This window comes from Arthrobacter sp. UYP6 (assembly GCF_040547315.1).
GTDB lineage: Bacteria > Actinomycetota > Actinomycetes > Actinomycetales > Micrococcaceae > Arthrobacter_B.
Genome location: NZ_JBEPPM010000004.1, coordinates 146400 through 173154, shown reverse-complemented (window position 1 = coordinate 173154; position 26755 = coordinate 146400). Strand labels below are relative to the sequence as shown.

Below are 26755 nucleotides of genomic sequence, written 5' to 3'. Positions count from 1 at the left end.
ATGCGCCGCATTGTTGTGGTTGGCAACGGCATTGCCGGGCTTACTGCCTGCGACTCCCTGCGCGCGGGTGGCTTCGACGGGGAGCTGACGGTGGTCGGCGCTGAATCGCACCAGCCCTACAGCCGTCCTGCGCTGTCCAAGGCGCTGCTTCACGCGGACGCCGACCTCAGCGCCCATGAGCTGCCGGCACCAACCCATGGTGCCGTGGAGCTGCTCGGGCAGAGCGCTGCAGGCCTCGACGTCAACCGCGGGGTAGTCCGCCTCGGCGGCGGCGGCGAACTGCCCTATGACGGGTTGGTGATCGCTTCGGGTGCCCGGGCCCGGTGGCTCACCCCGGATCTCGCTGCGGAGGAAAACCCCTGCAGGGAACTGACGCTGCGAACCATCGAGGACGCAATAGAACTGAAGCGTTCCGTTGCCACCCGCCCTTCGGTGGTTGTGATTGGCGGCGGCCCGCTGGGGATGGAAGTGGCTTCGGGCTGCCTGGAGGTTGGCTGTGCGGTGACGCTCGTCGCCGATGTGCCGCCGCTCTCCCGGCAGCTGGGGAATCACTTGTCCGGCATCTTCACAGCTGCCGCCCTCTCCAAGGGGCTTCGGATTGTCACTGGCGGCGAGGCCCGGATTACCTCCTCGCCGGCCGGTGCGCGTGTCCTCCTCGCCGACGGCACCGCGCTCGACGCCGAACTGGTGGTCACTGCCATCGGTGATGCGCCCAACGTGGAGTGGCTGGAAGGCTCCGGGCTGCTTGTTGGCGGGCAACTGCATGCCGACTCGCGGGGCCGTGTCCGTACAAGCATCGTTGCCGCCGGCGACGTGGCCACCTTTCCGACGCCCAACGGACCGAGACGGGTGCCGCTGTGGACCAGCGCCATCGACTCGGCCAAGGCGGCTGCGGGCGGACTGCTGCACGGAGACGAGGCGCCGGAGCTGGACCTCACGCCGTATTTCTGGACCGAAGGTTTCGGCCTGTCGCTGAAAGCGGCCGGGTTTACCCCGGTGTCCGGCGCCCCGGACTTCGCCGAGCCCGGAAAGGGCGTGGGATCGATGCTGCTGCGGTGGGAACACGGTAACGGCGGCGGAACCGCTGCCGCCCTCAATTACCGGATCCCGGTGCCGAAGCTGCGCCGGCTTGCGCAGACAGGATCTGCAACGCTGGGGCGGTCGGCCGTGACGGCTGCGGCCCTCTGACCGGTGACCGGATGACAGGGAAGCGGGAAGCCACCCGCAGTCGGATCTTCCATCCCCCGGCTGTTAGGGTGGTTCCCATGCCGTCACTGCGAGAAGCCCAGAAGCAGTTGACCCGCGACACCATTGTTGAGCGCGCCCTGGAGCTGTTTACGGCCAAGGGATATGCCGCAACAACGATCGACGAGATCGCTGCGGCGGCCGGCACCACCAGGGTGACGTTCTACGCCTATTACCCTTCACGCACCGATCTTATGAAGGACTTCATGGCGCGGGTCAACGACGTCCTGGACCGCAGCAACGACCCGGGACAGCCCTCGACTGAAGCCGAACTGGTGGACGTCGTCAAGGCGGGCGAACAGCCGGGCATTCTCGCCTGGATCGAATCCCGTGCGGCCCTGTGGCCGGTGTTCCGTCCTTACCTGGATGTGTTGAGTGACGCGGCCGCCGTGGATACCGAGGTGCGCATCCTGCTTGAAGCCTGGAACGAAGAGGTCATCTCCGACATGGTCCGCGGCATGGAACTGGCCGGGCGGTTTCCGGCTCAGACGCGGCATATTCGGGGCACCCTCGCCTACACGCAGCTGGACTACGTGGCCACGCTCTGGACCCGCCGCAGGTTCGAACCCAACCGGGAGCATGCCCTTGAGGTGCTCGCCGACAGCTGGCATCATCTGCTGTGCGCTGACCAGCACTCCTGAGCAGAATATGATCGCCCGAACGGTGTGAGTCGCAGGGCCAGGTCATGGAACGTGTCCGGTCCCCTAGTGTGTAGTGATGACCGACCGTGTAGATGAAGCCCGAGACATCTCGTCAATTCTCGACAATCTGGACGACGCCTATATGCGGATGCATATCGATAATTCTGCTCCAGTAGGCGTCGGTATTGGGGGAACGACTAAGATAATTCGCCTTGGTGAAACCACTGTGTTTGTGAAGCAGCTCCCACTGACAAGCATCGAGGAAGCGGATCCGAGCGCCACTGCCAGTCGGCTCCAGCTTCCCTTCGTTTCCCACTATGGGATCGGAAGCCCTACCCATGCGGTCGGGCGGGAACTGGCAGCACATCAGGCGACGTCCGAATGGGTTAGCACGGGCGCGGTGGACTTCTTCCCACTCCTGCTCAGCTGGCGAGCCCTCGATGTGAAGTGCAAGGCGGACCTCAGTGAGTTTGACGGAGATACTTCTCCACGCCAGTGGGGGCCACATTGGCCTCAACTTCAGAGCAAGCTTGCCGCGATAAAGGACGCGTCCAAAAGCATGGTGCTCTTCCTTGAATACGTGCCCGAGACACTGGGCGTCTGGATCCGCAGGAGCCTGGTCGAGGGCACTGGGGCAACGGTATTCCCGGAAGTTGTCGACCAGCTCCTGAAAGCCACGGCGTGGATGAACAGCCAGGGATTCCAGCACTTTGACGTCCACCCGGGGAACATCCTTGTCCGGGACGGCAGGCTGCTTCTCACTGACTTCGGCTTGGCGCTTCACCGCGACTTTGACCTCACTGCGGAAGAAGAAGCGTCCATGGTTACGCATGACGGGTTCGACCGTGATTCCGCCCTGATGCACTTGTTCCATTGGACGTTGTTTGAACTCGGCTATGCCTCGGGTCCGGGGCGTCTGGCGCTGTTGAGCGCTGCCGCCGCTGACGCAAGCACGCCAGCGCTGGACCCGGTTCGAGCCGCACTCGGGGACGGTGCCGACCTCATTGCGCAATATGCGAGTATCGCTGTCTATATGACCGAGATGTTTCGCGCCCTCATGCACGATGCTCTCGCAGAGGGATACAGGCGCCCGTAGGCAGTTGACCCGGCCCCAGCTACGGATGGTGAGCCGGGACAGGCTGGTCCACGGATAACGAGCTGCACGCCCTCACCGGTGACTACGTGATTGCTCGGCTTTCACCGGCGTCGGCGGCTCCCGCTGATCTTTTGTCTTCGGTGCCTTTGGGCGGATTTGGTGAGGGGTGCCATCCCGACATCATGCCATCAAGTTCCAGTCACCACCGGCACATAGCGTCGTCTGTTCGTCTGCTTGCGGGGCTTAGGAGGCTTCGGGCTCGGTAGCGGCGCACCAGACGGCATCGATCAGTTCGGAAGCGTCGCTCTCCGAGATCTTCAGCGCCAGCGACACCTCGGTTAACAGCGGCTGACGAGCATGCCGGAGCATTTCCCGCTCCGCCTGCGAGAGTCCATGCGAGGCGCTGCGCAGCATTAGATTGCGGACGACGGCGGCAACCACCATGGGGTCGCCGGTGGTCAGCCTTTCGGTATTGTCTTTGAACCGCCGGGACCACTGGGGATCCTCCTCATCTGCGGGAGCCCTGAGAACGGAGAAAAGGGAATCCAGACCGGCTTGATCCAGCACCGGCCGCAGGCCAACGTGCTCCACCTTGTCAAGGGGGATCCAAACCAGTAAGTGGGATGACTGCACCTCAAGGACAATGCAGTCCTTTTCTAGACGCGGGTGAGTTTGGAATGAGCTGACCACGGCAGGGCCGTGATGGGGATGGACCAGGACCTGGCCCTTGGAAAATGGCAATGGGCACCTCCGGCAGAAAGGTGAAGGCCGGGATCAACGCCCCGACCGCTTCTGTTAGTCAGCGGGACGATCGTTTCAGCGGGTCACTGGGAGTGTGGCGGCGACGAGCCTGAAGGTGCGGGCGCAGACGTAAGGACCCACACCCGCTAGCCTGGCACTGACTCAATTTTACCCCGACGCCTGCCCTCCTGCACTGCGTCTGCAGGGGACTAAGGGTCCAGCGGCCAATAAATATCGCGGGCTGCCGCCTCGCCGGGAGGTGTGCTGCCGCTCATGTGAGTCGTACCCGGCAATCCTTACGGCTGACCCGGGGTGGCCCTGGGGGCGTGCCGCCACATAGGAAATGGAATCAGAAGGTTCTTTGGTCAATATGCGAAGAGCTAGTCTTCCAGGTGCTGGATAGCCGGGGCACCGGCCAGATTTCGGAGCCAACGGATTAATAGATCAACGACACGTTGCCTACGCGGACATGGCTGCTAACTGGGTTCATGCCATCGTAAGGATGAAACAGTGGGAGCCAAGAGAAGCCACGCTCAAGAGTATGCCGCACAGCGGTGGGCCAGGCTGAAGGAACCCAACGCATCGCTAAAGGGTCATCACCTTATCCGGGTGCTCAGGGACGCGGGTACACCCAGAGACATCGTTCCATATAACCGGTCAGGTCCCTGAACTGCTCAGCAACCGGCAGTCTGGTTCCGGCGAGGACAAACGGCATGAGACCCGCCTCACACCTACGGACCGCGCCGGCACCGCAGCGGAGATGTGCCACGCAGCTCCCCTCCGGGAATAGAAACGAACTCAATGCGTTTGTATGAACTGTCTATCTAATTTCCAGCAAAAGGTACCTTCCGCACATGAGCATTGATATCAGCAGTGAAAATCTCCCCACCGAATACGTTCTGGACGGCGCCGCCCTCGACGCTCTTCACGGAAGCACGGACGGCGAATACCTTCACTGACGAAGAGGTGACGGACGAGCAGATGCGGGCCATCTACGAGCTGACAAAGTTCGGACCCACGTCCATGAACATCCAGCCCATGCGCATCACCTGGGTGAAGTCGGTCGAGGCGCGGGAAAAGCTGGTGGGGTATATGGCCGAGGGTAATCAGGCGAAGACCGCTGCGGCTCCGATGGTGGCGGTGCTGAGCTTCGACACCGAATGGCACGAACAGTTCCCGGTGTTCTTCCCGCATGCCGCCGAGCGCAAGGCGATGTTCGACGGCAACGATGAGCTGCGCTCCGTCATGGGCAACAATAACGGCCACATGCAGGCGGCCTACTTCATCATGGCGGTTCGTGCCGTTGGGCTGACTGCCGGCCCCATGGGTGCCTTTGACGCCGCTGGAATCGATGCTGCGCTTCATGCCGGCCAGAATCGCCAGACCTTCATGGTGGTCAATATTGGCAAGCCCGGCGAGAACGCCTGGTTCCCGCGGTTGCCTCGCCTGGACTACGAGTTCGCTACGGCCACGGTCTAACAGTGCGGTTTAGCGACAGAAATATCGGCGACGGCGACGGCGGCGGCGGCAATGCTGCTGCGGCCGTCGCCGTTGGCGTTGGATCCGGACCCTGTGTCCTGCACCACCAAATTAGTTGACTAAGGGCAATTACTTATATAGTTGACCTAAATCAACTACTAGCAGGAGCCTGATGTCCCCCGAAGAATGTCCCCCCATCGCCATTTCCGAGAAAGCCGCAAAGACCAAAGCGCCTAAGCGGACGGCCTCGCCCGACGGTACGATGACCCACCGCCAGGTGCTGGAGTCGTTGTCCGGCCTGCTGCTCGGAATGTTTGTCTCGATCCTGGCCGGCACCGTGGTGTCCACGTCCCTGCCGCTGATCATTTCGGACCTCGACGGCAACCAGTCCGCCTACACCTGGGTGGTGACCGGAACACTGCTCGCCACCACAGTGTCAACGCCGCTGTGGGGCAAATTTGCGGACCTGTTCAACCGCAAGCTGCTGATCCAGCTGGCACTGGGCATCTTCGTGCTTGGCTCGGCTCTGGCCGGCTTCTCGCAGGACACCAACACGCTTATTGTCTTCCGCGTACTCCAGGGACTCGGAGCCGGCGGACTCGCCGCGCTGAGCCAGATTATTATGGCTGACATCATCAGCCCGCGCGACCGCGGGAAGTATGCCGGGCTCTTTGGTGCCGTTATGGCCGTGGGCACAGTGGGCGGACCGCTGCTGGGCGGCGTTGTCACCGACGCCTTTGGCTGGCGCTGGAATTTCTTCATCGCCCTTCCGGTGGCGATCGTAGCGATCATCCTGCTGCAGCTGACCCTGCACCTGCCCAAGCACCCCAAGCGCAAGGTCCACATTGACTACCTTGGTGCCGTGTTGATTGCCGGCGGCGTCTCGCTGCTGATGATCTGGGTGACCCTGGCGGGCAACCAGTTCGGCTGGGCCTCCTTGGCTTCCTTCCTGATGGTTGCCGGTTCCGCCCTGCTGCTGATCGCCGCCGTCCTGGTGGAATTCAAGTCCCCGGAACCGATCATTCCGCTCTCCATGTTCAAGAACCGCACCTTCACGCTTTCCGTCGTGGCCAGCATCTCCGTGGGTGTCTCCATGTTCGGCACCTCCGTGTTCCTGGCCCAGTACATGCAGCTGGCCCGCGGCGCCACGCCCACCCAGTCCGGCCTGCTGACCATCCCCATGATGGCAGGCCTGCTGATCTCCTCCACTTTGTTCGGTACGATCATCAGCCGCACCGGCAAGTGGAAAGCCATCATGATCTCCGGTGCTGTCCTGACCGTTGCCGGAACCATCCTGCTGGGCACCCTGACCTACGAAACCAGCCTGGTGCTGGTGGGCGTCTACATGGCAGTCCTCGGTGCCGGTCTGGGTATGCTCATGCAGAACCTGGTACTGGTGGTCCAGAACTCCATTGAGATCAAGAACCTTGGCGTCGCCACCAGCGCGGTCACCTTCTTCCGCAGCCTCGGCGGCACCGTGGGTGTCTCCGTGCTCGGTTCAGTGCTGGGCACCATTGTGGCGTCCCAGATCAAGGACGGCATCGGCGCGCTTGCTCCGTCCGACCAGGCAGCAGCTGCCGCCGCCCTGGGCAGCGGTACCATCCCCAAGGTCTCCCAGCTTCCGGAAGCCATTGCCAATGTGGTGGAACGTGCCTACGGCGTCGGCGTTGGATCTGTGTTCCTGTACAGCGTGCCGCTGGCTCTCGTTACCCTGCTGGCCGTGATCTTCCTTCCTAATGCCAAGCTTGGTCGCGAGAACGCCGTACAGCTGAAGAAGGCCGCTGCTGACACCGTCCCCGCGGCGGCAGGCACCGCTGCAGCTACGCCTGTTGCCGGCACCGCCGCGGAGGTGTCGCCGGCGGAGCTCGCCTTGGCTGACGCAGCCACCGGGGCGGTTGCCCTGGTGGACCCGATTTCGCCGCTCGGAACAACAAATCAGGAGCACGGGGCGAAGTGACACAGCACGAGCTGAGCCGAGCCGAAGCCCTGCGGGAAGTCGAAGAGAACCTTCGGCTGCTCACGGAGGTTGTCCGTGCCAGCATGCGCGACGCCGCCAAGGGCATTGACCCGGCTCTGTCCCTGTTCGGTTTGAAAGTGCTGCAGCTGCTCAAGCGGGTAGGGCCGCTGCACTCCGGTGCAGCGGCGGAGATGCTGATGGTGGATAAGAGCATCATCAGTCGGCAGTCGCGGCAGCTGGAGGAGCTCGGCCTGATTAGTGTTGAGGCGGATCCCCGGGACGGCCGTGCACGGTTATTGCTGCTGACAGCTGCCGCCGAAGAACGCGTGGAGGCTGTCCAAACCGGAATCATGCTCGATCCTGAGGTGCTCGGATCCTGGTCTGTGGAGGATCTTCATCAGTTTGCCGGTTACCTGGGCCGGTTGGGCAGGCGGCATGCAAAGTCCGGCGGCACCTCAACCGCTCTCCCGTCAGCTGAATGTGAGGGCGAAAGTGCTGATCTGCCCGGCAAAGACCTGGCCGACGCGAACTAGCAGTCCAAGTCCGAGCTGACAGCTCCGAACGCAGGTAAGCCGGACCCCTCGGGGTCCGGCTTATCTCGTATCCGAGAACAGTTTGGAGTTGTTGTCGCCCGGCCCGCGGACATGGAGAGTCTTACTCTGCGGAGCCTCTGAGCCTGCGGAACTGCTAGGCGGCGGGACGTCCCGGCCCGCCCTCTTGAGGTGCAGCCGGGCCGGTGGCCTTCTGCGACTTCTTGCGGCCGCGCGAGGAGAGCATGGAGAACGCGGTGCTCAGCACAAAGAACTCACTGACGAAGCCCATGGGGCTGCTCGGCAGGGGAGCGAACTGGTGGTAGAGCACCAACGCGGACACCATCAGAATGGCCGGGTGTGCGCGAAGGATCCATGCGGCGGGGATTTCTCGCGGCCACGGGAAAAATCCTTCTTCGGCAGCGGTGTCGGCGCGGGATGTCTTCATGGCTCCATCTTGCCAGACTCAGGCCCGGGGCCTATGTTTCCTGCCATGGCTATTGCTCGCTATCCCACCACTGTCATCGACTGCCCGGATCCCGCGGCACTCGCCACCTTCTACGGCGCCCTGCTTGATTGGAAGGTGAACCTGCACCCGGACTCGGACGACGGCGACTGGACGGACATTACAGATGTCACCGGTCAGCGGTACTGCTTCCAGCAGGCGGAGAATTACACGCCCCCTGTCTGGCCGGATCAGAATGTTCCCCAGCAGATGCACATTGATGTAGACGTTGATGACCTAGATGTTGCAGAGGCCGCTGTTCTGGCTTTGGGGGCCGTCAAACATGAGCATCAGCCGGGGGACACCTTTCGGGTGTTCCTGGACCCGGCCGGCCATCCTTTCTGTCTCTGCCAGGCTTAGCCCGGCGCTGCTGCGTCTTCCGGCAGGAGCGCCTTGTCTTCGCGGGCAGCACGATGCGCCGCTAACCGGGCAAACGCACCGTCGGCCGCCCGCAGCTGAGCCGGGGTGCCGCGCTCCACGATCTGCCCGGCGTCGAGCACCACCACCTGCTCGGCGTTTTCCACAGTGGAGAGCCGATGGGCAATGGTCAGTGTGGTCCGCCCGGCGGAGAGCCTCTCCAGGGCCAGCTGGACCTGTGCCTCGGTGGTGTTGTCCAGTGCGGAGGTGGCCTCGTCCAGCACCAGCACCGGCGGATTGCGCAGGACGGTGCGGGCGATGGCCAGCCGCTGCTGCTCGCCGCCGGAGAAGCGGTGACCGCGGGCGCCCACCAGGGTGTCCAGCCCCTCGGGCAGGGCACCGATGGAATCCGCGATCTGTGCCGCCGCCAGCGCCCGCCACAACTGGTCATCGGTGGCGTCGGGAGCGGCCAGCAGCAGATTTTCACGCACGGAGGCGTGGATCAGGTAGGTCTCCTGGGAGACGACGCCCACAATCCGGGCCAGGTCCCCGGGGACAATCTGCCGCACGTCCACGCCGTCGATCGTCACCCGGCCGGCGCTGACCTCGTTGAGCCGGGGGAGCAGGGACGCCAAGGTGCTCTTGCCGGAGCCGGTGGGGCCGACGACGGCGGTTGCCGTCCCTGCGCGCAGTGTCAGGTCGATGCCGTGCAGGACGGCGGTGTCGTCCCCGGCGCCGTGCCCCGTGCCGCCGTCGTACGCAAACCGCACACCTTCGAACCGCACGTCGCCGCGCACCGTGGCCGGATCCAACCGGATTGGATGCTCCGGCGCCTTGATGGCAGGGACAAGGTCCAGGTACTCGAAGATCCGGGAAAAGAACGCCAGTGCCGTCACCCACTGCACGCCGATATTCAGCAGGCCCATGACCGGGCGGAAAATGGTCCCCTGCAGGGCGGTGAAGGCCACCAGGGTGCCGATCGTCATGCCGCCGCTGGTCGCGGGGAAGCCGGCGGCAAGGTAGATGACGGCGGGAATGGCGGCGAAGACAATCTGCATGGTGGCCATCCGCCAGCGGCCGGCGAGCTGGCTGCGCAGTTCCAGACCCACGAGTTTCTCTGACCGGGCGGTAAAGCGGTCGGCGTCGGCCGGGATAGTGCCAAGTGTTTTGGCCAGTCGCACGCCGGAAACCGAGAGGCCTTCCTCCACCTGGGTGTGCAGAGCGGCAAGCTCGCGCTGGCGTTCGTCGGTGACGGTGCGGCGGATTTTCGCGACCCGCCGGGAGAGCCAGATGGCCGGCGGCAGCACAATCAAGGAGATCAGGCTAAGCCCCGGTGAGAGGGCGACCATTGCCACGGCGGTGGCCACCGCCGTCGTCAGGTTTGAGGCGACGCCGGTGGCGGTGGTGGTGACCACGGACTGCATGCCGGAGATATCGTGCGTGAGCCGGGACTGGACCTCGCCGCCGCGCGTGCGGGTAAAAAAGCCCAGCGACTGCGCCTGCAGATGGGTAAACAGGTTTACGCGCAGGGTGTGCATGACCCGCTGGCCCATGGAGGTGGCCATCCAGGTCTGGACGACGCCGATCGCCGAGGTGATCGCCGCGACGCCCACCATGGCGGCGGTGAGGAGGCCGAGCAGTCGCGTGTCTCCGTTCGGGAGGGCGTCGTCGATCACAGCGCGCACCAGGAACGGCTGAGCCAGGCCCACCACTGAGGCCGCTGAAATGAGCAGCACGACGACGGCGATGGTTGCCTTGTGCGGCGCGAACAGTGCTGCGATACGGGAAAGTGAGACAGGATGCTGCGTGAGCTGCTTTTTGTCCGCCGGGTTGAGTTTGGCGGGTCCGCGGCCGCCCCTGCCGCCACCTCGGCCACCGGTGTTGCCGTTGCCGGGGTTTTCGATTCCAGATATAGCCAAAGGTCCTCCTGATGCTGCCGGCGTTGTACACGGCAGATAATGCAGAGGTTACCTCACTATGTGGTTACCACGAAATGAGTAGACTGACGCTATGACGAATGCCTCCGCCGATCCGGCGGCCCTGGGAGACCTGATGCATGCTGCGTTCCGCGGACTGCGGAAGCGCTGGATGCACCAGCTTGCTCCGTTCGACCTCACGCCGCACCAGTTCCGGGCCCTCAATGCCGTGGGTCGGGCGGGGGAAGTGCTGCCGGGGAGTGATGAGGGCCCGGGGCTGCGGTTGAAGGAGTTGGCCGAACTGCTGCGGATTGCTCCGCGTTCGGCAACTGAAGTGGTCGACCAGCTCGCACTCAAGGGCCTGATGGAGCGGGCGGCTCATCCGTCGGACCGACGGGCAACGCTGCTGTCCCTGACTGTGGAGGGGGACCAGCTTCGGAAGCAGGTGCTGGCGGACCGAAAGCGTGAGGCTGACGAGTTCTTCTCCGTTCTGCAGCCGGCGGACCGGACAGAGTTGGCTCGAATTCTGGGGGAGCTGGACGCGGAGCCGGAACGCCCGGGCTGCCCGGACCGCTCCAGGGGTCGGCGCCGGCGATCCTAAGCCGGTAGCCCGCCGAGGATCTGCGGCGGCAGGTGTTCCCATCCTTTGTTCCCTGCTGGGGTGGAAGTGAGACCGTCAGCAACACTAGCCACAAAGGGTGGGAACGTGTGCCGCCTGAGCGTCAGACCTTCGCCAACCTTGAGCAAAGCTTGAGCTGACCGTGAGGTGTTCGTGGGACGATCAGTGTCCTGCGGGAACTAGAGACCCCCGCAGGTTATCGGTGCCGTTAATCACAAATGGCTTCCGAGCAGGGAGGGTTCCGCCTGAGACACGGGGCCCTCTCTGCGAAACTTTAAGGTTAAACACCTAGCCAGGCGGCGGTTTGTGACGATATGCGAACCCGTGTTTACCGACCACCACGAATTATATGCAGGTGCATGAATTTCTTTTGTGCACTCCGGCTCTGTTAGATTGCCAATGGGGAATAAAAGGCGCTTTCTCTGGCGCTCCTCCAGCACCGGCAATCTCACCGGTGAATGGCATTGTCTCAAACAAAAAGGTCTCTTCCATGCGTGAATTAACCCGCATTCTCCTTGCCCTCTGCACATCCGCCCGCCATGGAGCGTTCTTCTAACGACGCCTAACAGTGGCTCCGGCCGCCAGTGCAAAGTGAGCCATGATCGATCCGAAAGCAGTTACAGGATGCGCAAGTATGCAGGTAATAACCGGGTGAATGCGGATAGCGTTTGTAAGAGAAACAATGTCCGGGTGCTGGGACGTCCAGACGGCCCGGCACTGGTGCTGGTGCAGGGATTCGGCTGCGACCAGGTCATCTGGGACCGGATACTGCCGGAGTTCACAGATACCTACAAGGTGGTGCTGCTGGATCACGTGGGCACCGGTGGGGCCGAGCCGTCCGCGTACGATGCGGGTAAGTATGCCTCGCTGACGGGGTACGTGGATGATCTGTTGGAGGTTCTGGATGCCCTGGAGCTGGAGAATGCCACAGTTTTGGGTCACAGCGTCGCCGGAATGATGGCGCTGGCCGCCTCCCTGGAAAGTCACCGGATTACACGGTTGGTCCTGCTGTGTGCCTCCGCCTGCTACCTCAACCATGACGGATATGCCGGTGGATTCGAGCCGGAAAATGTGGATGAAGTCCTGCGCGCCATCGAATCCAACTATCCTTTGTGGGCCGCTGCTATGGCTCCGGGCATCACGGGCTCGGAGGCCGGGACTGAGCTCAGTGCCGAACTGGCTGGGCGGATGTGCCGGCTCCGGCCGGAGTACGTCCGCGATTTCCTGCGGATGTCCTTTGCTGCGGATGTTCGGCCCCTGGTGTTGCGGGTTTCCGTCCCGACCCTGGTCCTGCAATCGCGGGCTGATCCTTTGACGCCTGAATTTGCATCCCGGTATCTTCACGAACTTCTGACTGGCGGCACCCTCGTGAAACTGGCTGCCCAAGGACATATGCCGCATCTCAATGCTCCCCGCCAGACGGCCAGGGTTATCCGAAGCTTTTTAGAAACGAATTCCTTTGAAGACTGATTACGAGGCGCATTTCCATGCGGCCGCGTCAGGATACCTTGTCCTGGAAACGGACGGCACCATCCTGGATGTCAACCGTACGCTGGCTTCCTGGACCGGGCATTCCCGCCAGCAATTGCTCGCCTGCAACGTTGTGGACCTGTTGCCGGTGGGGGACCGGATGGTCTTTGCGTCCCATGCAGTGCCGCAATTGGCCGTGTCCGGGCGTTTCAACGAAATGGCCGCGGACCTGGTGTCTGTGGACGGGGAGCGTATTCCGGTCCTCCTCTCCGGGGTCCGGTCCGACGGCGGCGGCGATGGCTGCACCCTGGACCGGATCTCCGTCTTCAAGGCCTCCGCACGCAGGCGGTATGAAAAGGAGCTGGTGGAAGCCCTCCGCTTGGCGGAGGCCGCGGAGACTGCACGTACCTCGGCCGAGGCTGAACTCCGGGAAAACCAGAAGGTGCTGGAGGAAAAAGACCGTATTCTGCAGGCCAATCTGGTGGAAAGCAGGAAGCGCGAAGCCCTGCTCTCCACCGTTCTGGACACCGCCGACGTCGGCCTGCTGGTCCTTGACGGGCACGGTGAGGCGATGCTCGCCAGCGCCCACATGGTATCCACCTGGCACAAGGTGATGGGCGAGACCTCCGAAGCCGAAATGCGGTGCGCGCTTTTCCGGGCGGACCGGGTCACTCGGGTTCCGCCGGGCGAGGGCCCGGTCACCCGGGCCGCCGCGGGGGAGTCCTTCTCCAACGAGGTGGTGTGGTTCGGCGAAGGTGATGACCAACTGGCCGTGGACGTCTCGGCCAGACCAATTAAGGCCGACGGCGTTTTTTCCGGATCAGTACTCTGCTTTAACGATGTCACCCGGCTGGTCCAGGCAGTGACTGCGCAGGAGGAATTCGTGGCCAACGTCTCCCACGAGCTGCGCACCCCGCTGACCTCAATTATGGGATACCTTGACCTTGCCCTGGGTGACCCGACCTTGTCGCCGGAGGTGAGCACTGCCCTGGAGGTGGCGCTGCGTAACTCGGAACGACTGCTGAGCCAGGTCTCCGATCTGTTGTCGGTGGCATCCGGCAGCCGGAAAATGGAGCGCCGACCGGTAAATCTGGCCGAGATTGTACGCGCCGGTTTATTGTCCGCGGCACCCAAGGCCCGGGCCAATACGGTGAACCTGGAGGAGGATCTCCCCGCGTCCCTGACCTCGGAGGTGGATCCCCAGCGGCTGGCCCAGGTGGTGGAGCATCTGCTCTCCAATGCGGTGAAATATTCGCCCGACGGCGGCACGGTAAGCGTGCGGCTCTGGGAAGACGGTCAATCGGTTCGTCTGAGTGTGGCCGATACCGGCGTCGGGATGAGCGATGCGGAGCAGGCCGACGTCTTTACCAAGTTCTTTCGAAGCCGCCGTGCAGTGGCCTCGGCGGTTCCCGGCGTCGGACTGGGCCTGGTGATCACCAAGAACATCGTGGAGGACCACGGCGGCGAGCTGACCTTCATTAGTGAACCGGGGAAGGGCTCAACTTTCACCGTCACCCTGCCCCGGATGGGGTCGCTCACGCGAGGGTAGAAGGCTCGCTTGCATACCCCCTGGGGTATCTGTCATGCTGGCTGGGGGACGTTGCGTTCCCCAGCAATTGAAACGGAGCCATAAAGATGTGCAGAGCAGTAACCTGCCGGAAGTGCGGTAAAACTACGTGGGCGGGATGCGGGAACCATGTGGACCAGGTGATGAAGGGTGTCTCGAGGAACGACCGTTGCACCTGTGCCACAGCAAAACCCGCGGCAAAGACACCCGCGGGTAAGACACCCGCTTCAGAGGGGTCCTCTTCCGGCTGGTTGGGAAAGCTGTTTGGGCGGTAGGGCGAACGGACTCGACCGGCGCCTGACGAGGGGACGGCGAGCATGCCTCGCCGTCCCCATGCATCTGTTCTCACCACTGTTGGACCGGGGGCGCATCGCGACCCCCTAGCCGACATCAGAGACGAACCGGCTCCCGTAGACCAGACTGTCTGCATGGACATCAGCCCCGCTCTTCCACCTTGGCCATCCGTCTGCCCGTCCCACGGGAAGGTGCGCCTTCGTATGTTTCGGGATGAGGATGCCACCATGGCGATGGAACTCGCCGCGGACCCGTACGTCCCCACTGTCGGAACCCTTCCAGCCAATGCATCCCAGGGTGAAGCACTCGCCTGGGTTCAGCGGCAGCGGCAGCACCACATCCGCGGAACGGGTTTCGCGTTTTCCATTGCCGACTCCGAATCCGACCGCTGCTTGGGCCAGATCGGCCTCTTCACCCGCGAGCTGGGAAAAGGCCGTGCCCAGGCCGGTTATGCGGTGAGCCCGGCCGCGCGAGGTCGCGGTGTTGCCGCCGGTGCGTTGCTGGGCTTGCTGGATTTCGGCTGGACCATTCCGGAGCTGCATCGGGTGGAGCTGTATATCGAGCCATGGAACAGCGCTTCCGTACGCAGCGCGGAGAACGCCGGATTCACCCGCGAGGGACTGCTCCGCGGCCACCAGGAAATTGCCGGCGTGCGGCGGGACATGTTGATTTTCGCTGCACTGCGGGAGGTCTGATGCCTGACGCGTAGCTGCAGGAGTCAGGCCGACTGCAGGTATGCCAGGACGGCCAGCACCCGCCGGTGGTCAGCTGGGCTCTGCTGTAGCCCCAGCTTGGAAAAGATGGATGTAATGTTCTTCTCCACCGCCCCGGCGGAAAGGAACAGTGTGCTGCCCACGCCGGCATTGGTGCGCCCCTGGGCCATCAGCCCCAGTACTTCCCGCTCGCGCGGAGTCAGGGGTTCCAACTCCGACCGGCGGTGGGAAGCACCCATCAGCTGCCGGACCACCTCGGGATCCAGTACCGTCTCCCCGCGCGCGAGGCGGCCCAGCGCCGCAAGGAAGTCACCGACGTCGGCCACCCGGTCCTTGAGGAGATATCCGACCCCGGCCGGATTGCCGGCGAGCAGATCGGAGGCATAGCGCGTTTCCACGTACTGCGAGAGCACCAGGACTCCGATCCGTGGATGGCTGCGGCGCAGCTCCAGTGCGGCGCGGATGCCCTCGTTGGTGAAGGTGGGCGGCATCCGGTTATCCAGTACGACGACGTCGGGCAGCTCGCCGTCCGCCGCGGCGGCCACGGCTGCCAGGAGGTCTGCGGCGTTGTCGACGGCGGTATGGACCTTGTGCCCGCGGCTGGTGAGCAGTTCCGTGAGGCCAACCCTCAGCAGGGCGGAGTCCTCGGCCAGCGCAATCCGCAGGGCGCGGGGCGGGGCAGAGGGAGCTGCGGGTACAGGTGGCGCCGGGATCATGCCTTCGAGGATAGCGGAAGCTCAACCGTGACCTGCGTGGGACCGCCCTGCGGTGATAGAACCTCCAGCCGGCCGTCCACGGAACGCACCCGTTCCTGCAGCCCGGTCAGCCCGGAGCCTGCGCCCTCGGCGGTCCGATGGGTACGCACCGCGCCGCCGGTGCCGTCGTCGGCTACGCTCAGACGCAGCCCGTCGTCGTCGTTCCCTGTCACCGTGATGCCGATCCGTGAGGCACCGGCATGCTTGACCGCGTTGTTTACCAGTTCGCTGGCGCAGAAGTAGGTGATGGCCTCAATGGCCGGATCGGGGCGGCGCGCCAGCTCGTAGCTTAGGGAGGCGGGCAGGGCAGCGCCGGCGGCGAGGGTTTCCAAGGCCGTGTCCAGACCGTCTTCCAGGGCCGCCGGACGGATCCCTCGCGCCAGCCCGCGCAGGTCCACCAGGGCCTCCTTGGCTGTTCCCTTCGCGCTGTCCAGCAGAGCAAGGATGTCCGGACTCGCCTCTACTCCGGTGAGGCGGTCGCGGACATCGCCCACCTTCATGGCAATGGTCACCAGCTGGGCCTGCGTGCCGTCGTGCAGATCACGTTCGATCCGACGCAGCCGGGCATCGGCGTCCTGCACCGAAGCGCTTCGGGACTGTTCCAGCTCCCGCACCCGCAGGCTTGAAGCGGTGGGGGTGAGCAGGGCCGCGGCAAGAACCGCCTGCAGTCGGGCGGCGATGTTGTTGACCCACGGCCAGACGAAGAACAATAGGACAGAGCCCACGGCGGCGAAGATCCACTGCCACATGGGGGTGTCTGCCCAAACATCAGGGAAAACCTGGCTGCCGCGGTGCCAGCTGCCGTCGGAAGCCTGCTGCGGAGGCATGAACCGGTACCAGAACCAGTGCGTCACGCCGCCCAAGCCGGTGGCCAGGAAGCTGATGCTGAGGCTGAAAGCTGCCATAGATACAACAAAGGACAGACCCATATGCACGATCGCACGCCAGCCGGCGCCGTCGGTCAGTCCGCTGCGGAGAAAACCGACAAAGCCGCGCCGGGGCGTAAACCGCACCGGTACAGGCAGATTGGTGCCCAGTAGGTGCCTGGTTAGGTTCCGGTTGAGGCTGCCCCAGCCGCGGGCACCCACGATCATAGCCGCCGGAATCACCAGTCCCGCCCACGTCAGCGCCAGGGAAGCGCCCAGCGACACTGCGGTCACCGCGTAAGTGAAGCCCAGCGGCGTGAGAAACAGGGAGATCCAGTGGTAGCCGAAGGCCCGCCAGGTGTCGCCCCGAAAAAAGGCGGGGATGCCTGAGCGGCGGGAGGTGGAGGGCAGCGGTTGCGTCATGTTCCCAGTCTGCCGGTGTTGGAAGGTTTGCGAACACCGGGCACGCCGCCGGACAGGGTGGGGATAACCCCCGCATTCAGGCAGCTCTGCGCATCACGTGCCAACGGGACGGACGCAGTGGCATTTTTCAGCGACCGACGAGAGGACCGTTGCGACCTGGGACGGATGCGGCCCACTGGGTTTCGCATTTCTGGTCGAGACTTTGGCCGGCAGCAAGCCCCCGGGAGATCAACCTACGTTCCGTGGGGTGAGGGAGCCCGCGGGACAATCTTTTTCGACGGCTCAGGGCCAGGGTAACGGGAAGAGCTCATCTGGCTCCCTTACCTCCCATACAGCTGCTTCTTCATCTTCGTGGTCACCGTCTCGTAACCCATCGATTCGTAGAGGCCACGGGCACCGTGATTGAATCCGAAGACGCTGAGTCCCAGGGTGTGGGCGCCGTGGGAACGCGCGTAGTCCTCCGCTAGCTTCATGGTCGCCCTGCCTAATCCCTTGCCGCGATGCTCATCATCAACGACTATGTCCCAGACCCACCAAGAGTGACTATCTTCAGAACTGTCAGTTCCAACCCAGAGGTAGCCAATGGTTGTGCCAGTACCGTCAAGAACATCGAACACGGCATTGTCTATAGTCGGAACGTTCTCCGGAAACGCGGCATCGAGGCTCTCATGAGCGCGCCGATGTGCCTCCAGCGGGGATTCGCCTGTCGTCATGAGATCGGATTCGTATTCACGGCGGCTTCGTTCGATCCAAGCAGGGAATCGTTGGGCGCTGAGCGGGATGAGCTGAACGGTCATTTGATCAGTTTGACAGTAAGGAGCAGGCGCGGGGAATGCCGTTACCGAGATCCGCACGGAAAGTGTCCCCCGAACGATCGCTGGCGATTCAGGACATTCTTCTGTAAGAGGGAGAAAAACGACTCCATGGCGGCATTCTCGGCACTCGCGCCGACTCGCCCCATCGATCCTTTCAGCCCGTTGCCCTTCAGCGTCCTGACGAACGCATTAGATCTGAATTGGGCGAGTTCAAATGGTCGTTGCAACACTGGTTTCTTGGACTGAACGTATCTGCTCCTCGAAGACTTCGGTCGGGGTTCTCCATCCGAGGATCTTGCGGGGTCGGCTATTGAGGGTGAGTGCAACAGCTTCGAGGTCCTCGGCGGACCACCTGGACAGGTCGGTGCCCTTCGGGAAATCCTGCCGCAGGAGCCCGTTCATGATCCCAGGTAAGGATCTTGCGCAGCTGGTCAGGGTGCGACGACCGCTTGAATACATCCATCCCTCACAGCGACACCCGCGCTCCGCATAATCAAACGCGGGCGTTCCTTGCAGGGCAGCAGCGTTGGGAGAGTGTCTTGTTCATGATTTACGCCTCCTTCGAGGCGGTACTGGATAGCAAGCTCGAAACGATAGAAGTCTTGGACTGCGTATAATCATCCCAATTTTTTGCTGCTTTCGCGGCCTCGATCTTGGTGTGAAGATATTCAGCACGGGCTTTGTCGTCGGACCTGAGCAAATCACGAAAGCTAATGCGCCTCCGCCAGGCCCGGCTTTTGTATTCCACTACATGAACAACATAAGTGCGGGCTGACCTGGATGGATGGCTGAGCCAGCAGTGATGATCAAGTGTGCCTTCAAGATCGAATCCGATCGCCGCAAGATGCCCTGAAACGCTCCTGACTCTATCTGCTTCGACACCTACAAGGATGTCCACTACATCTTTGGCAGGAAGGCCTGGCACGGCGGTGGAACCGATGTGCTCTAGCTGAGCTTCTTCGACCTGTTGGCGGATCTTGTTCATCATTTCAGTTGCCATTCGCACCCATTCGGAGTGGCGGCTCGGAACGAGGAGAACAGGTTCATCGGGATTCATGGAGTCATCTTTGCACAGGCCACCCATGCTGACCGCAGGACGCTGTAGAACGAGGCAACGGCGGAAGCCTAATGGAGAATAATTCGCCTGTGACCGCGGATCACTGTGTTTAAGCGGTCATGGTTCTCAGACAATCCCCACGATCCTCCAAGGTTCACCGCAAGTCCTTCAAGGATCCCAAAGGGACTACTCACGATCCTGCGCTGCCGGGCAAAGGCGGCTGGTGGAAATTCCTCCACTGGTACACATCCTTCGCCGGAACACCTCTCGCCGGCCGGGGGTGGGCGAAAGTCTCTATAGAGCCTGCTTAAACTTCCGGCCCGGGGCCTGTTTGGTAGCCCCGCCCCTCCCGCCGGAGACATCACGCTTGTAGTGTCGAAAGGACGCAAACTGCCCGACGACGGCGCCCGCAGATGCCGCAACGCCGCCTCAGCGGAGAGCGACTGACGCGGGGTGACCTGGTTACCGATGAGGATTCAACTCGTGAGCGTAAACAGCAGGCATGCTGCCACTGAAAGGAAACCCGATGGAATACGTCACCCTTAACAATGACGTGATGATGCCGATTCTTGGCTTCGGTGTGTACCAGATCCCGCCGGAAAAGACCGAAGAGGCGGTGACCAATGCCCTGAACGCCGGGTACCGGTCGCTGGACACGGCTGCCGCCTACCAAAACGAGGATGCCGTGGGCCGGGCCGTGCAAAAGAGCGGCATCCCGCGCAATGAACTGTTCATCACCACCAAACTCTGGATTCAGGACAACGGCGAGGCAACCACGCTGCAGGCCTTCCAAACATCGCTCCGAAACCTGGGCATGGAGTACGTGGATCTGTACCTGATCCACCAGCCCTTCGGCGACGTCTACGGAGAATGGCGGGTACTGGAGCACATCTTCAACGACGGAGGCGCCCGGGCCATCGGCGTCTCCAACTTCGGATCCGACCGGTTGCTGGACCTGATGATCCACAACAACGTCACCCCCGCAGTGAACCAGATAGAGACGAACCCGTTCTTCCAGCGGGCGGTCGAAAACGAGCTGATGCACACGCACGGCGTCCAGCATGAGTCCTGGGCTCCGTTTGCGGAGGGAAAGAACAACCTCTTCGAGAATCCGACGCTCACCACCATCAGCTCCGGGCACGGCAAGAGCGTTGCTCAGGTGGTGCTGCGCTGGCTGATCCAGCGTGAGATTGTGGTGATCCCCAAAACCGTGCAGCCGGACCGGATGGCAGCGAATATGGACGTCTTCGACTTTGAACTCAGCCCCCAGGAAATGGCAGCCATCGCGGACCTCGATACCGGGAAGACCCAGTTCTTCAGCCATAGCGACCCCGAGGCCGTCAGTCAGCTCAGCGGGGTGAAGATGGAGTAACAGGGGCTTTCCAGAGCACCCGGCGGTGCTCCCATTCGGTGCCGCAACACCCTGTGCCGCAGCCAGTCGACGCCGATTGTGCGCCAGCCCATCTTGCCGGGTCAGTCCCAGTTCGCGGCCCAGGGCGGCCCAGCTGACGCCTGCGCTTCGGGCAGCCGCGACCGCCCGGTGCTGGAGTTGCTGGCTGGCCCGTTCCGCGTCCCCTGCCCGTGCGACCAGAGCGAGGTGGTCCGCCTCGATGAGGCTACCGGCCTCGTGGTAGTTCCCGAGGATCAACGCCCCGATCTGTTCCTGGAGGTCATCACCGTGCTGCCCGGCACCGCCGGGCTCCGAGCCCTGCGGAACCGGGCGGGATCCACCCGTCACGGCCGGTCCGTCCGATCGCGGCTGGGCAGCCAGTCGGGCTGGTTCCCCGCAGGTCCGCGCCTGCCGATGACGTAGCGGACACCAAAATAAACGCTGACGACGATCAGCATGAAAGCTGCCCCTGGCACATCCCTTTGAGGAATCAGTGCAGGTCAAGCATCAGGTGCAGCCCGGGCCATCCGGTGCGGACTTCCGGACCCCGCCGGGGGCCAGCGCGAGCCGCAACTCGCTGCAGAGTTCCGCCAGCGCCTGCGGGGCGCTGCGGCAGAGCCGTGGAAACGCCAGGTACCCGTGCGGCATTCCCACGTACGTGGTGACCCGCACCGGAACGCCGGCGGCGCGCAGGGCTTCGGCGTAGCGCAGGCCGTCGTCGCGGATCGGATCATGCTCGGCCACCTGAATCAGCGCCGGCGGCAGTCCGTTGTGGTCTGCCGCCAGGAGCGGCGAGGCATAGGGATTGCTGCGGTCGCCGTCGTTGGGCACGTAGTGGCTGCGGAACGCGAGGACATCACTCCTGGTAAGCACCGGTGCGTCCGCGTTCTCCTCCAGCGAGGCGCTGCCCAGCGTCAGGTCGGTGGCCGGATACACCAGCCCCTGAAAAGCGATGGGCGGCCCGGACCGGTCCCGCGCCATCAACGTCAGGACCGCGGCGAGGTTGCCGCCGGCGCTGTCCCCGACGACGGCGATCCTCCCGCCGTCCGCCCGCCACTTCGGTGCGCGGGCCGCCAGATCCACCAGCGCCGCATAACAATCTTCAGGGGCGGCCGGCCAGCGGTGCGTGGGTGCCAGCCGGTAGTCCAGGGACACGACGACGGCGTCTGCCCCGTTAGCGAGGTTGCTGCCCAGCCAGTCGTAGGTATCCAGGTTCCCGCTGGTCCAGCCGCCGCCGTGAATCAGGATCACCAGCGGGAGGACGCCTTCCGTGCCGTGCGGGCGGTAGATCCGCACCGGAATCCTGGCGTCGCCGCCGGACGCGGTGTCATTACTGACCTCCACACCGGCGGCGAGTCCGCCCAGCAGCCAGTCCAGTGCCGGATTGTGTCCGATGGTGCGCTGCTGGTCAGCGAGGATTTGCTCCTCGCTCTTGCCGCTGACCGAGATCCTGCCCAAGGCCCTACCCATTAGCCGCACCCGCAAATCAAGCTTCGCCATGCCTGTACCTTTCCTGAAGTTGGCAACCGGTCAGGTTGAGGGCCACCACTTGCCGATCATGGTCGAAATCGTCTTCGCGCAGATGCGTAATGCTGCCGGGAGATACCTGGAACTTCACGTAGCCGGCGTCGGGGAGGCGGAGCCCGATCCAGGCGGCTATGAGATAGGTGGCTGAACCACCGTGGGTAACAACAACAGTATTTCGGGCCTCCGCGGCGAGAATCCGCTCCAGGGCTGCGTAAACCCGCACCGCCCACTCACGTCTGGTCTCGGAGCCGGCCACCCCGCTGCGGTGATTCAGGCGGTCCCCGCGGGCGGGCGGCGGCAGATAGGGGATTGATCCGGCCGGGGTGCCCTCGGCAATTCCGTACGATTGTTCCCGAAGGTCCGGGTCCGTGAGTATGTCCACGCCGAGCAGTTTCCCGATCGGTGCTGCCGTCTGCTGGGCGCGCAAAAGATCCGAACTGAAGAGCCGCATGCCGCCGTCTTCGGAGAGGTGTTCGCGCAAAGCCGCCGCCAGCAGCTGCGCGTCCTCCAGGCCCCGGGGAGTCAGTGCCGAGTCATGCCAGCCGCCCACAAGATTCTCCACGTGGTGCGTTGCCTGGGTGTGGGCGATTAGATACAAGTTCCGCATGGCTCGAACTCTAATCCTCCGCTCCGACAGTTCCCCTCGACACTCCGCGGACTCCGCTGCCCAGAGCCACGCCCCAGAGCCCCGGCCCCGGGCCCCGCCATGGGCTGGGCGAAACTGCGGTTACCGCTGCCATGCGGATCTGCTGGTGAGCGCATCCCACGCGAAGCTGGCCAGCCAGTGCGAGGACAGGAATTCGGTGGTGACCACGGCCTCCAATCCCGCCTCCAGCAGGGGATCCAGCTGCACCCGCAGCGCTGCTGCCCCAATAGCTCCTGCATCTCCGGCCGCTTCCAGGACCGGAAGGATGCGGGCAATCTGTCCGGCGCGGGAAAGGTTCAGCCCGTGCAGATGGACCATGTAACCGTCGGTCTCATCACTGACGGCTACGGGCTGCAGGAGCCGGGACGACGGCGTTAGCCCTGGCAGGAAGGCTGAGAACCACCGGGCGAAGGAAGCCGGCTCCAGGATCCGGGCCATGAGGTCCGCCTCGCTGAGTCCGGCGGAGAGAAAGTCCTGTCCGCTGAGCTCCCACTCCGCTGCCCAGCCGGTGTCCCCGCCGAACCAGCGCCGGGCGGCGGCTGCGCAGGTTTCCGCCGCCTCGGTCCGTTCCAGGGCCCGGAACGAGCTATACAGCATGCCCACTCCGAAGGCGGAGTTGGTGTGGATGCCGTGCCGCACCGGGTGGTCCACCTTCGCCGTCCAGTCCGCCACCAACTGCGCCACAATGTCCGCCAGCGGATCCAGCGCAGTGCCCCAGCCGCGAATCTGCGGATCGGTGGATCCGGCAGCGGCCTCGGCAAGACGTACCAGCCAGGCCCAGCCGTACGGGCGTTCCCAGCCCGGATGCGCCAGCAGATAGGCGCCCTCAACGGCTAGGTTCTCCGGGGACAGGCTGGCACCAAGGGCCGCGCGCAGCGCTGCGTCCCGGCCGGCGTCGAGCCCGTATTCCAGCAGGCTCACGCCCAGCCAGTGCATGTGCACGCAGGACTGCCAGTCGAAGGAGCTGTGGAAGCTGGGATGCAGCTGGCACGGGCTCGGGCGGTCCTCCGGCGAGGTCTGAACATGATGTGAGGCAAACGGGTAGGTTCGGCGCAGATTGTCCAGCACGACGTCGGCGTACACGGAGGCGAGGGCTCCGCGGCGGTGATCGGTGACGGCGGTGTCTGCAGTGTCTGCAGTGTCTGCGGTTTCGGCGGTCATAGGGACCATCCTGCCGTACCGGCGAGAAGACCCTGCGCAGGGCACCTTCGGACAGCGGCAGGCGGGGTGAAAAGGTGCCACCCGAATATTCTGCCTCCGGCAGTCCCGACCGGATGGGTCCGCTGTCCGGGGCGGGCAGTGCGCCGTAGCCTGTAAATACTGCTGCCAGCCGCGCCTGCCGTGCGTCCCAGGGAAGGCATGCCATTGAGTGCACCCGAGAACGAAGGCTTTCTGGTACAAAACCGTGTCCGGGCTCTGACAGCGCTCTCGGTGCCGGCGATTCTTGTCGGCGTCATTTCAGGAGTGATCCTCTTTGGGCTCGACGAGCTCAGCCTCCTGGTGCAGCATCTGGTCTGGCAGGACCTGCCTGCCGCCGTGGGCGCTGATCCGAACGGCGGCTGGTGGATCTTCGGCACGCTGACGCTCACCGGCCTCGCCGTCGGGCTTCTGGTGCGGTATCTGCCCGGACATGCCGGGCCGGACTCGGCGGCGGCGGAACTGGGCGCGGACAACCCGCCGCTGCCGCTGAAAGCGGTGCCGGGACTGGCCCTTGTGGCGGTGCTGGGCCTGGCCGGCGGTGTTAGCCTCGGGCCGGAGAACCCGATCATTGTGATTAACACAGCGTTGCTCACGCTAGGGATCGGCAGGCTGTTCGTGCGGATGCCGGCCAAACTGATCGCCGCGCTGACCATCGCCGGAACCGTGGGCGCATTGTTTGGCACCCCGGTAGCCGCAGCTCTGCTGTTCACCGGGCTGGCCGGCTCGATGACGGGCGCCGGAGCCCTGTTCGACAAGCTTTTCCTGCCGTTGGTGGCGGCCGGTGCCGGTTCCGTCACCATGACCCTGCTCGGCGGAGTCCTGCTGAAAATCTCCCTGCCGGCCATGGGCGCGGCCAACGGGTGGGACGTGTTGGCCGGCTTCATCATCGCCCCGGTGGCGGCCGGCATAGGCCTGCTGGGCGTCATGCTCTTTCCTTATGCGCACCGGGCCTTTCACCGGCTAGGGAACCCCATCGTGTTCACCACCCTGGGCGGAGCAGTGCTGGGCGTCCTGGGCGTGATCGGGGGACCGCTCACCCTCTTCAAGGGAGCCGAGGAATCCGCAGAACTGCTGCTTCACCGGACCGACGAGCCGGTATGGGACCTGGTGTTCCTGGCTCTGGTCAAGCTTGCGGCGCTGGTTGTTGCCGCCGCGGCGGGCTTCCGCGGCGGGCGGATTTTCCCTTCGGTGTTCATCGGCGTGGCACTGGGCCTTGCCGCAGCGGGGCTCGTACCGTCCGTACCGGTGAGCCTGGCTGTTGCCGCGGCGGTACTGGGATTGGTCCTGGCTGTAGCGCGGGACGGTTGGATGGCGCTGTTCATTGCGGTCGTCATCACCGGCGACGCGACCGTCACGGGCGTGCTGTGCCTGGCGTTGCTGCCCACCTGGCTGCTGGTCACCAATGCACCGCACATGCTGGCGGCCGGCAACGGTGGCGACAGCGCGGACGGCAAGCCTGCCCGGCACTGAACCTCGAAAACTTCGCTTCCCTGAGCTACAGCGTCCGCACTGGTGCCCCGGCCAGGAACGCGGAGATATCCTCCACCACCTGCGGAAAGAAAGTACTGTAGTTCCGCTCAGTGACGTAGCCAAGGTGCGGCGTCGCCAGAACATTCGGCAGATCCCGGAACGGGGACGACGCCGGCAGCGGTTCCTCATCAAAAACGTCCAGCCCCGCGCCGGCAATCCGTCCCTGGATGAGCGCGTCGAGCAGGGCGGGCTGGTCCACAATGGCCGCCCGTGAGGTGTTGACCAGGTGCGCCGTGGGTTTCATCAGCGCCAGCTCTTCGGCGCCGAGCAGTCCCCGCGTGCGGTCGCTGAGAACAAGGTGGAGGGAAACGACGTCGGCAGCTGCCAGCAACTCCTCCTTGGAGGATGCGAGCCGGGCGCCGGCAGCCTCGGCCCGTTCGGAGGTGAGGTTGGAGCTCCAGGCGATCACGTCCATGCCAAACGCCGTTCCAACACGGGCAACCTGTGCTCCGATCTTGCCCAGGCCCAGTAGGCCAAGGGTGGCGCCCTGCAGATCGGTGCCGACGGTGTGCTGCCACGGGCCGCGGTTCCGCAGTGCGTTCGCCTCCGGAACCAGATGCCGTGCGAGTCCCAGGATCAAGGCCCAGGTCAGCTCCGCCGGGGGAGCGGCGTTGCTGGCCGTGCCGCAGACCGTCACGCCCTGCCTCCGCGCCGCATCCAGATCAATGGAGGCGTTGCGCAGACCGGTGGTGACCAGCAGTTTCAGCTGTGGCAGCCGCGTCAGCAGGCTGGCCGGAAACGGTGTGCGTTCACGCATGAGGACGACGACGTCGAACCCGGCCAGGCGCGCCGCCACCGCATCCTCCTCGGCGAGGTGGTCCGGAAACACTGTTAGCTCAATCTGGTTCCCGAGCAGGGCCCAGTCGGCAAACCCGGTGGCGGCGTGCTGGTAATCGTCGAGCACAGCACATTTCATCATCATGCATTCTTCCTCTGCCGGGGGAGTGGAGACGCAATTAACATTAATTGAGCGTACTTGGAGATTGTGACTATGAGCCAGAATGATCATCCCCTATTGCGCCCCGCGCTCGCAGCGATATTTCTTGCCCTCGCATCCGTGGGAATATCGCTTTCCGCGCTGGCCGTCGATTTTCTTCCGGTCAGGATCATTATGACCATTGCTGCCCTGCTGCTGCTCGCCGCCACCGGGGCCTTCCTGGCGGTGGTGCTTGCCCGGCCGCGGCCGGCACGGGAGAACTGAACGGAACCACTCCGACCGGGGCGCAAGCATCCCGGGATCGCCTATAGCCCGGATCGTCTATTACGTCGTCCAGTAGCCACCGCTTGTGACCTGAATCATGTCTGCCGTAGAGTGTCCTCACCGACCGCGGTTCGACTATAGAACTTGGTGTTCTAATATCGAACACGCTCAGGATGGCAGGTCGGCACCCGCAGACACAAAGAAGTGAGGACACC

At 63.9% G+C, this 26755-nt stretch carries 27 protein-coding genes and 2 pseudogenes; 16 read left to right on the top strand and 13 right to left on the bottom strand.

Going from position 1 to position 26755, the window contains the following annotated elements; all coding sequences use genetic code 11:
- The 3 genes from ABIB35_RS05140 to ABIB35_RS05130 all read left to right on the top strand — a co-directional run bounded on the left by ABIB35_RS05140 (position 1) and on the right by ABIB35_RS05130 (position 2982).
- Positions 1–1188 carry an NAD(P)/FAD-dependent oxidoreductase gene (locus ABIB35_RS05140; protein WP_354179449.1) on the top strand — a complete coding sequence of 396 codons (1188 nt, stop codon included), beginning with the start codon at positions 1–3 and terminating at the stop codon, positions 1186–1188.
- 77 nt (positions 1189–1265) lie between these two features.
- Entirely contained in the window at positions 1266–1886 is a 621-nt protein-coding gene (locus tag ABIB35_RS05135; protein ID WP_354179448.1) for a TetR/AcrR family transcriptional regulator, read from the top strand.
- A 76-nt stretch (positions 1887–1962) separates the two neighbouring features.
- The gene (locus ABIB35_RS05130) at positions 1963–2982 is read left to right on the top strand and encodes a protein kinase domain-containing protein (protein WP_354179447.1); all 1020 of its coding nucleotides are present in this window, start codon (positions 1963–1965) and stop codon (positions 2980–2982) included.
- 243 nt (positions 2983–3225) lie between these two features.
- Here ABIB35_RS05130 and ABIB35_RS05125 read toward each other — a convergent pair whose 3' ends face one another.
- On the bottom strand, positions 3226–3723 hold the full coding sequence (locus ABIB35_RS05125) for a CarD family transcriptional regulator (protein ID WP_354179446.1): 498 nt from the start codon (positions 3721–3723) through the stop codon (positions 3226–3228).
- Positions 3724–4596: 873 nt separating this feature from the next.
- Between ABIB35_RS05125 and ABIB35_RS05120 the strand changes: the two genes are divergently transcribed.
- The 3 genes from ABIB35_RS05120 to ABIB35_RS05110 all read left to right on the top strand — a co-directional run bounded on the left by ABIB35_RS05120 (position 4597) and on the right by ABIB35_RS05110 (position 7692).
- On the top strand, positions 4597–5202 hold the full coding sequence (locus ABIB35_RS05120) for a malonic semialdehyde reductase (RefSeq protein WP_354179445.1): 606 nt from the start codon (positions 4597–4599) through the stop codon (positions 5200–5202).
- A gap of 262 nt (positions 5203–5464) precedes the next feature.
- Positions 5465–7159 (top strand): MDR family MFS transporter, encoded by a 1695-nt coding sequence (locus ABIB35_RS05115; RefSeq protein ID WP_354179562.1) that lies wholly within the window; start codon positions 5465–5467, stop codon positions 7157–7159.
- Entirely contained in the window at positions 7156–7692 is a 537-nt protein-coding gene (locus tag ABIB35_RS05110) for a MarR family winged helix-turn-helix transcriptional regulator (protein ID WP_354179444.1), read from the top strand. Before ABIB35_RS05115 ends, ABIB35_RS05110 begins: the two co-directional genes overlap by 4 nt.
- A 154-nt stretch (positions 7693–7846) precedes the next feature.
- Here the strand turns inward: ABIB35_RS05110 and ABIB35_RS05105 are convergent, their stop codons facing one another.
- A complete protein-coding gene (locus ABIB35_RS05105) occupies positions 7847–8137 on the bottom strand; it encodes a hypothetical protein (protein WP_354179443.1) in 291 nt (96 codons plus the stop codon).
- Between the two features lie 45 nt (positions 8138–8182).
- Between ABIB35_RS05105 and ABIB35_RS05100 the strand changes: the two genes are divergently transcribed.
- Positions 8183–8554 carry a VOC family protein gene (locus ABIB35_RS05100; RefSeq protein ID WP_354179441.1) on the top strand — a complete coding sequence of 124 codons (372 nt, stop codon included), beginning with the start codon at positions 8183–8185 and terminating at the stop codon, positions 8552–8554.
- Here the strand turns inward: ABIB35_RS05100 and ABIB35_RS05095 are convergent.
- On the bottom strand, positions 8551–10464 hold the full coding sequence (locus ABIB35_RS05095) for an ABC transporter ATP-binding protein (RefSeq protein ID WP_354179560.1): 1914 nt from the start codon (positions 10462–10464) through the stop codon (positions 8551–8553). The two genes, ABIB35_RS05100 and ABIB35_RS05095, sit on opposite strands and share 4 nt — an antisense overlap.
- A 97-nt stretch (positions 10465–10561) precedes the next feature.
- Between ABIB35_RS05095 and ABIB35_RS05090 the strand changes: the two genes are divergently transcribed.
- From ABIB35_RS05090 to ABIB35_RS05075, 5 genes are all read left to right on the top strand, one after another.
- A complete protein-coding gene (locus tag ABIB35_RS05090; RefSeq protein ID WP_354179440.1) occupies positions 10562–11068 on the top strand; it encodes a MarR family winged helix-turn-helix transcriptional regulator in 507 nt (168 codons plus the stop codon).
- 708 nt (positions 11069–11776) lie between these two features.
- Positions 11777–12556, top strand: coding sequence for an alpha/beta fold hydrolase (locus ABIB35_RS05085; RefSeq protein ID WP_354179439.1), 780 nt, complete (start codon positions 11777–11779; stop codon positions 12554–12556).
- Complete coding sequence (locus ABIB35_RS05080) at positions 12546–14105, top strand: sensor histidine kinase (RefSeq protein WP_354179437.1); 1560 nt, start codon at positions 12546–12548, stop codon at positions 14103–14105. Before ABIB35_RS05085 ends, ABIB35_RS05080 begins: the two co-directional genes overlap by 11 nt.
- Positions 14106–14191: 86 nt before the next feature.
- Positions 14192–14398 carry a DUF8730 family Cys-rich protein gene (locus tag ABIB35_RS18735; RefSeq protein WP_502915730.1) on the top strand — a complete coding sequence of 69 codons (207 nt, stop codon included), beginning with the start codon at positions 14192–14194 and terminating at the stop codon, positions 14396–14398.
- A gap of 222 nt (positions 14399–14620) precedes the next feature.
- On the top strand, positions 14621–15112 hold the full coding sequence (locus ABIB35_RS05075; RefSeq protein ID WP_354179435.1) for a GNAT family N-acetyltransferase: 492 nt from the start codon (positions 14621–14623) through the stop codon (positions 15110–15112).
- 23 nt (positions 15113–15135) lie between these two features.
- Here the strand turns inward: ABIB35_RS05075 and ABIB35_RS05070 are convergent, their stop codons facing one another.
- The 6 genes and pseudogenes from ABIB35_RS05070 to ABIB35_RS05045 form a co-directional block, all read right to left on the bottom strand.
- Entirely contained in the window at positions 15136–15795 is a 660-nt protein-coding gene (locus ABIB35_RS05070; RefSeq protein WP_354179558.1) for a LuxR C-terminal-related transcriptional regulator, read from the bottom strand.
- Between the two features lie 47 nt (positions 15796–15842).
- Entirely contained in the window at positions 15843–17174 is a 1332-nt protein-coding gene (locus ABIB35_RS05065) for a sensor histidine kinase (RefSeq protein ID WP_354179433.1), read from the bottom strand.
- A gap of 320 nt (positions 17175–17494) precedes the next feature.
- Entirely contained in the window at positions 17495–17971 is a 477-nt protein-coding gene (locus tag ABIB35_RS05060; protein WP_354179431.1) for a GNAT family N-acetyltransferase, read from the bottom strand.
- Between the two features lie 77 nt (positions 17972–18048).
- Positions 18049–18195, bottom strand: a pseudogene (locus ABIB35_RS05055) (IS3 family transposase); the annotation flags it as partial.
- A gap of 4 nt (positions 18196–18199) precedes the next feature.
- Positions 18200–18388: pseudogene (locus tag ABIB35_RS05050) on the bottom strand (transposase); the annotation flags it as partial.
- 151 nt (positions 18389–18539) lie between these two features.
- The gene (locus ABIB35_RS05045) at positions 18540–19046 is read right to left on the bottom strand and encodes a GrpB family protein (protein WP_354179430.1); all 507 of its coding nucleotides are present in this window, start codon (positions 19044–19046) and stop codon (positions 18540–18542) included.
- A gap of 502 nt (positions 19047–19548) precedes the next feature.
- Between ABIB35_RS05045 and ABIB35_RS05040 the strand changes: the two genes are divergently transcribed.
- A complete protein-coding gene (locus ABIB35_RS05040; protein WP_354179429.1) occupies positions 19549–20418 on the top strand; it encodes an aldo/keto reductase in 870 nt (289 codons plus the stop codon).
- A 78-nt stretch (positions 20419–20496) separates the two neighbouring features.
- Positions 20497–20859 (top strand): hypothetical protein, encoded by a 363-nt coding sequence (locus ABIB35_RS05035; protein ID WP_354179428.1) that lies wholly within the window; start codon positions 20497–20499, stop codon positions 20857–20859.
- Between the two features lie 84 nt (positions 20860–20943).
- On the opposite strand, the gene ABIB35_RS05030 is transcribed toward ABIB35_RS05035, so the two are convergent.
- The 3 genes from ABIB35_RS05030 to ABIB35_RS05020 form a co-directional block, all read right to left on the bottom strand.
- Positions 20944–21936 carry an alpha/beta hydrolase gene (locus ABIB35_RS05030; protein WP_354179427.1) on the bottom strand — a complete coding sequence of 331 codons (993 nt, stop codon included), beginning with the start codon at positions 21934–21936 and terminating at the stop codon, positions 20944–20946.
- The gene (locus tag ABIB35_RS05025) at positions 21923–22570 is read right to left on the bottom strand and encodes a histidine phosphatase family protein (protein ID WP_354179425.1); all 648 of its coding nucleotides are present in this window, start codon (positions 22568–22570) and stop codon (positions 21923–21925) included. Before ABIB35_RS05025 ends, ABIB35_RS05030 begins: the two co-directional genes overlap by 14 nt.
- A gap of 120 nt (positions 22571–22690) precedes the next feature.
- Complete coding sequence (locus ABIB35_RS05020; protein ID WP_354179423.1) at positions 22691–23770, bottom strand: DUF2891 family protein; 1080 nt, start codon at positions 23768–23770, stop codon at positions 22691–22693.
- A 198-nt stretch (positions 23771–23968) separates the two neighbouring features.
- Between ABIB35_RS05020 and ABIB35_RS05015 the strand changes: the two genes are divergently transcribed.
- A complete protein-coding gene (locus tag ABIB35_RS05015) occupies positions 23969–25279 on the top strand; it encodes an ion channel protein (protein WP_354179421.1) in 1311 nt (436 codons plus the stop codon).
- 25 nt (positions 25280–25304) lie between these two features.
- Here the strand turns inward: ABIB35_RS05015 and ABIB35_RS05010 are convergent, their stop codons facing one another.
- Entirely contained in the window at positions 25305–26261 is a 957-nt protein-coding gene (locus tag ABIB35_RS05010; RefSeq protein WP_354179420.1) for a D-2-hydroxyacid dehydrogenase family protein, read from the bottom strand.
- A 69-nt stretch (positions 26262–26330) separates the two neighbouring features.
- Here ABIB35_RS05010 and ABIB35_RS05005 point away from each other — a divergent pair, with 69 nt between their 5' ends.
- Complete coding sequence (locus ABIB35_RS05005) at positions 26331–26540, top strand: hypothetical protein (protein ID WP_354179419.1); 210 nt, start codon at positions 26331–26333, stop codon at positions 26538–26540.
- Positions 26541–26755 lie beyond the last annotated feature (215 nt).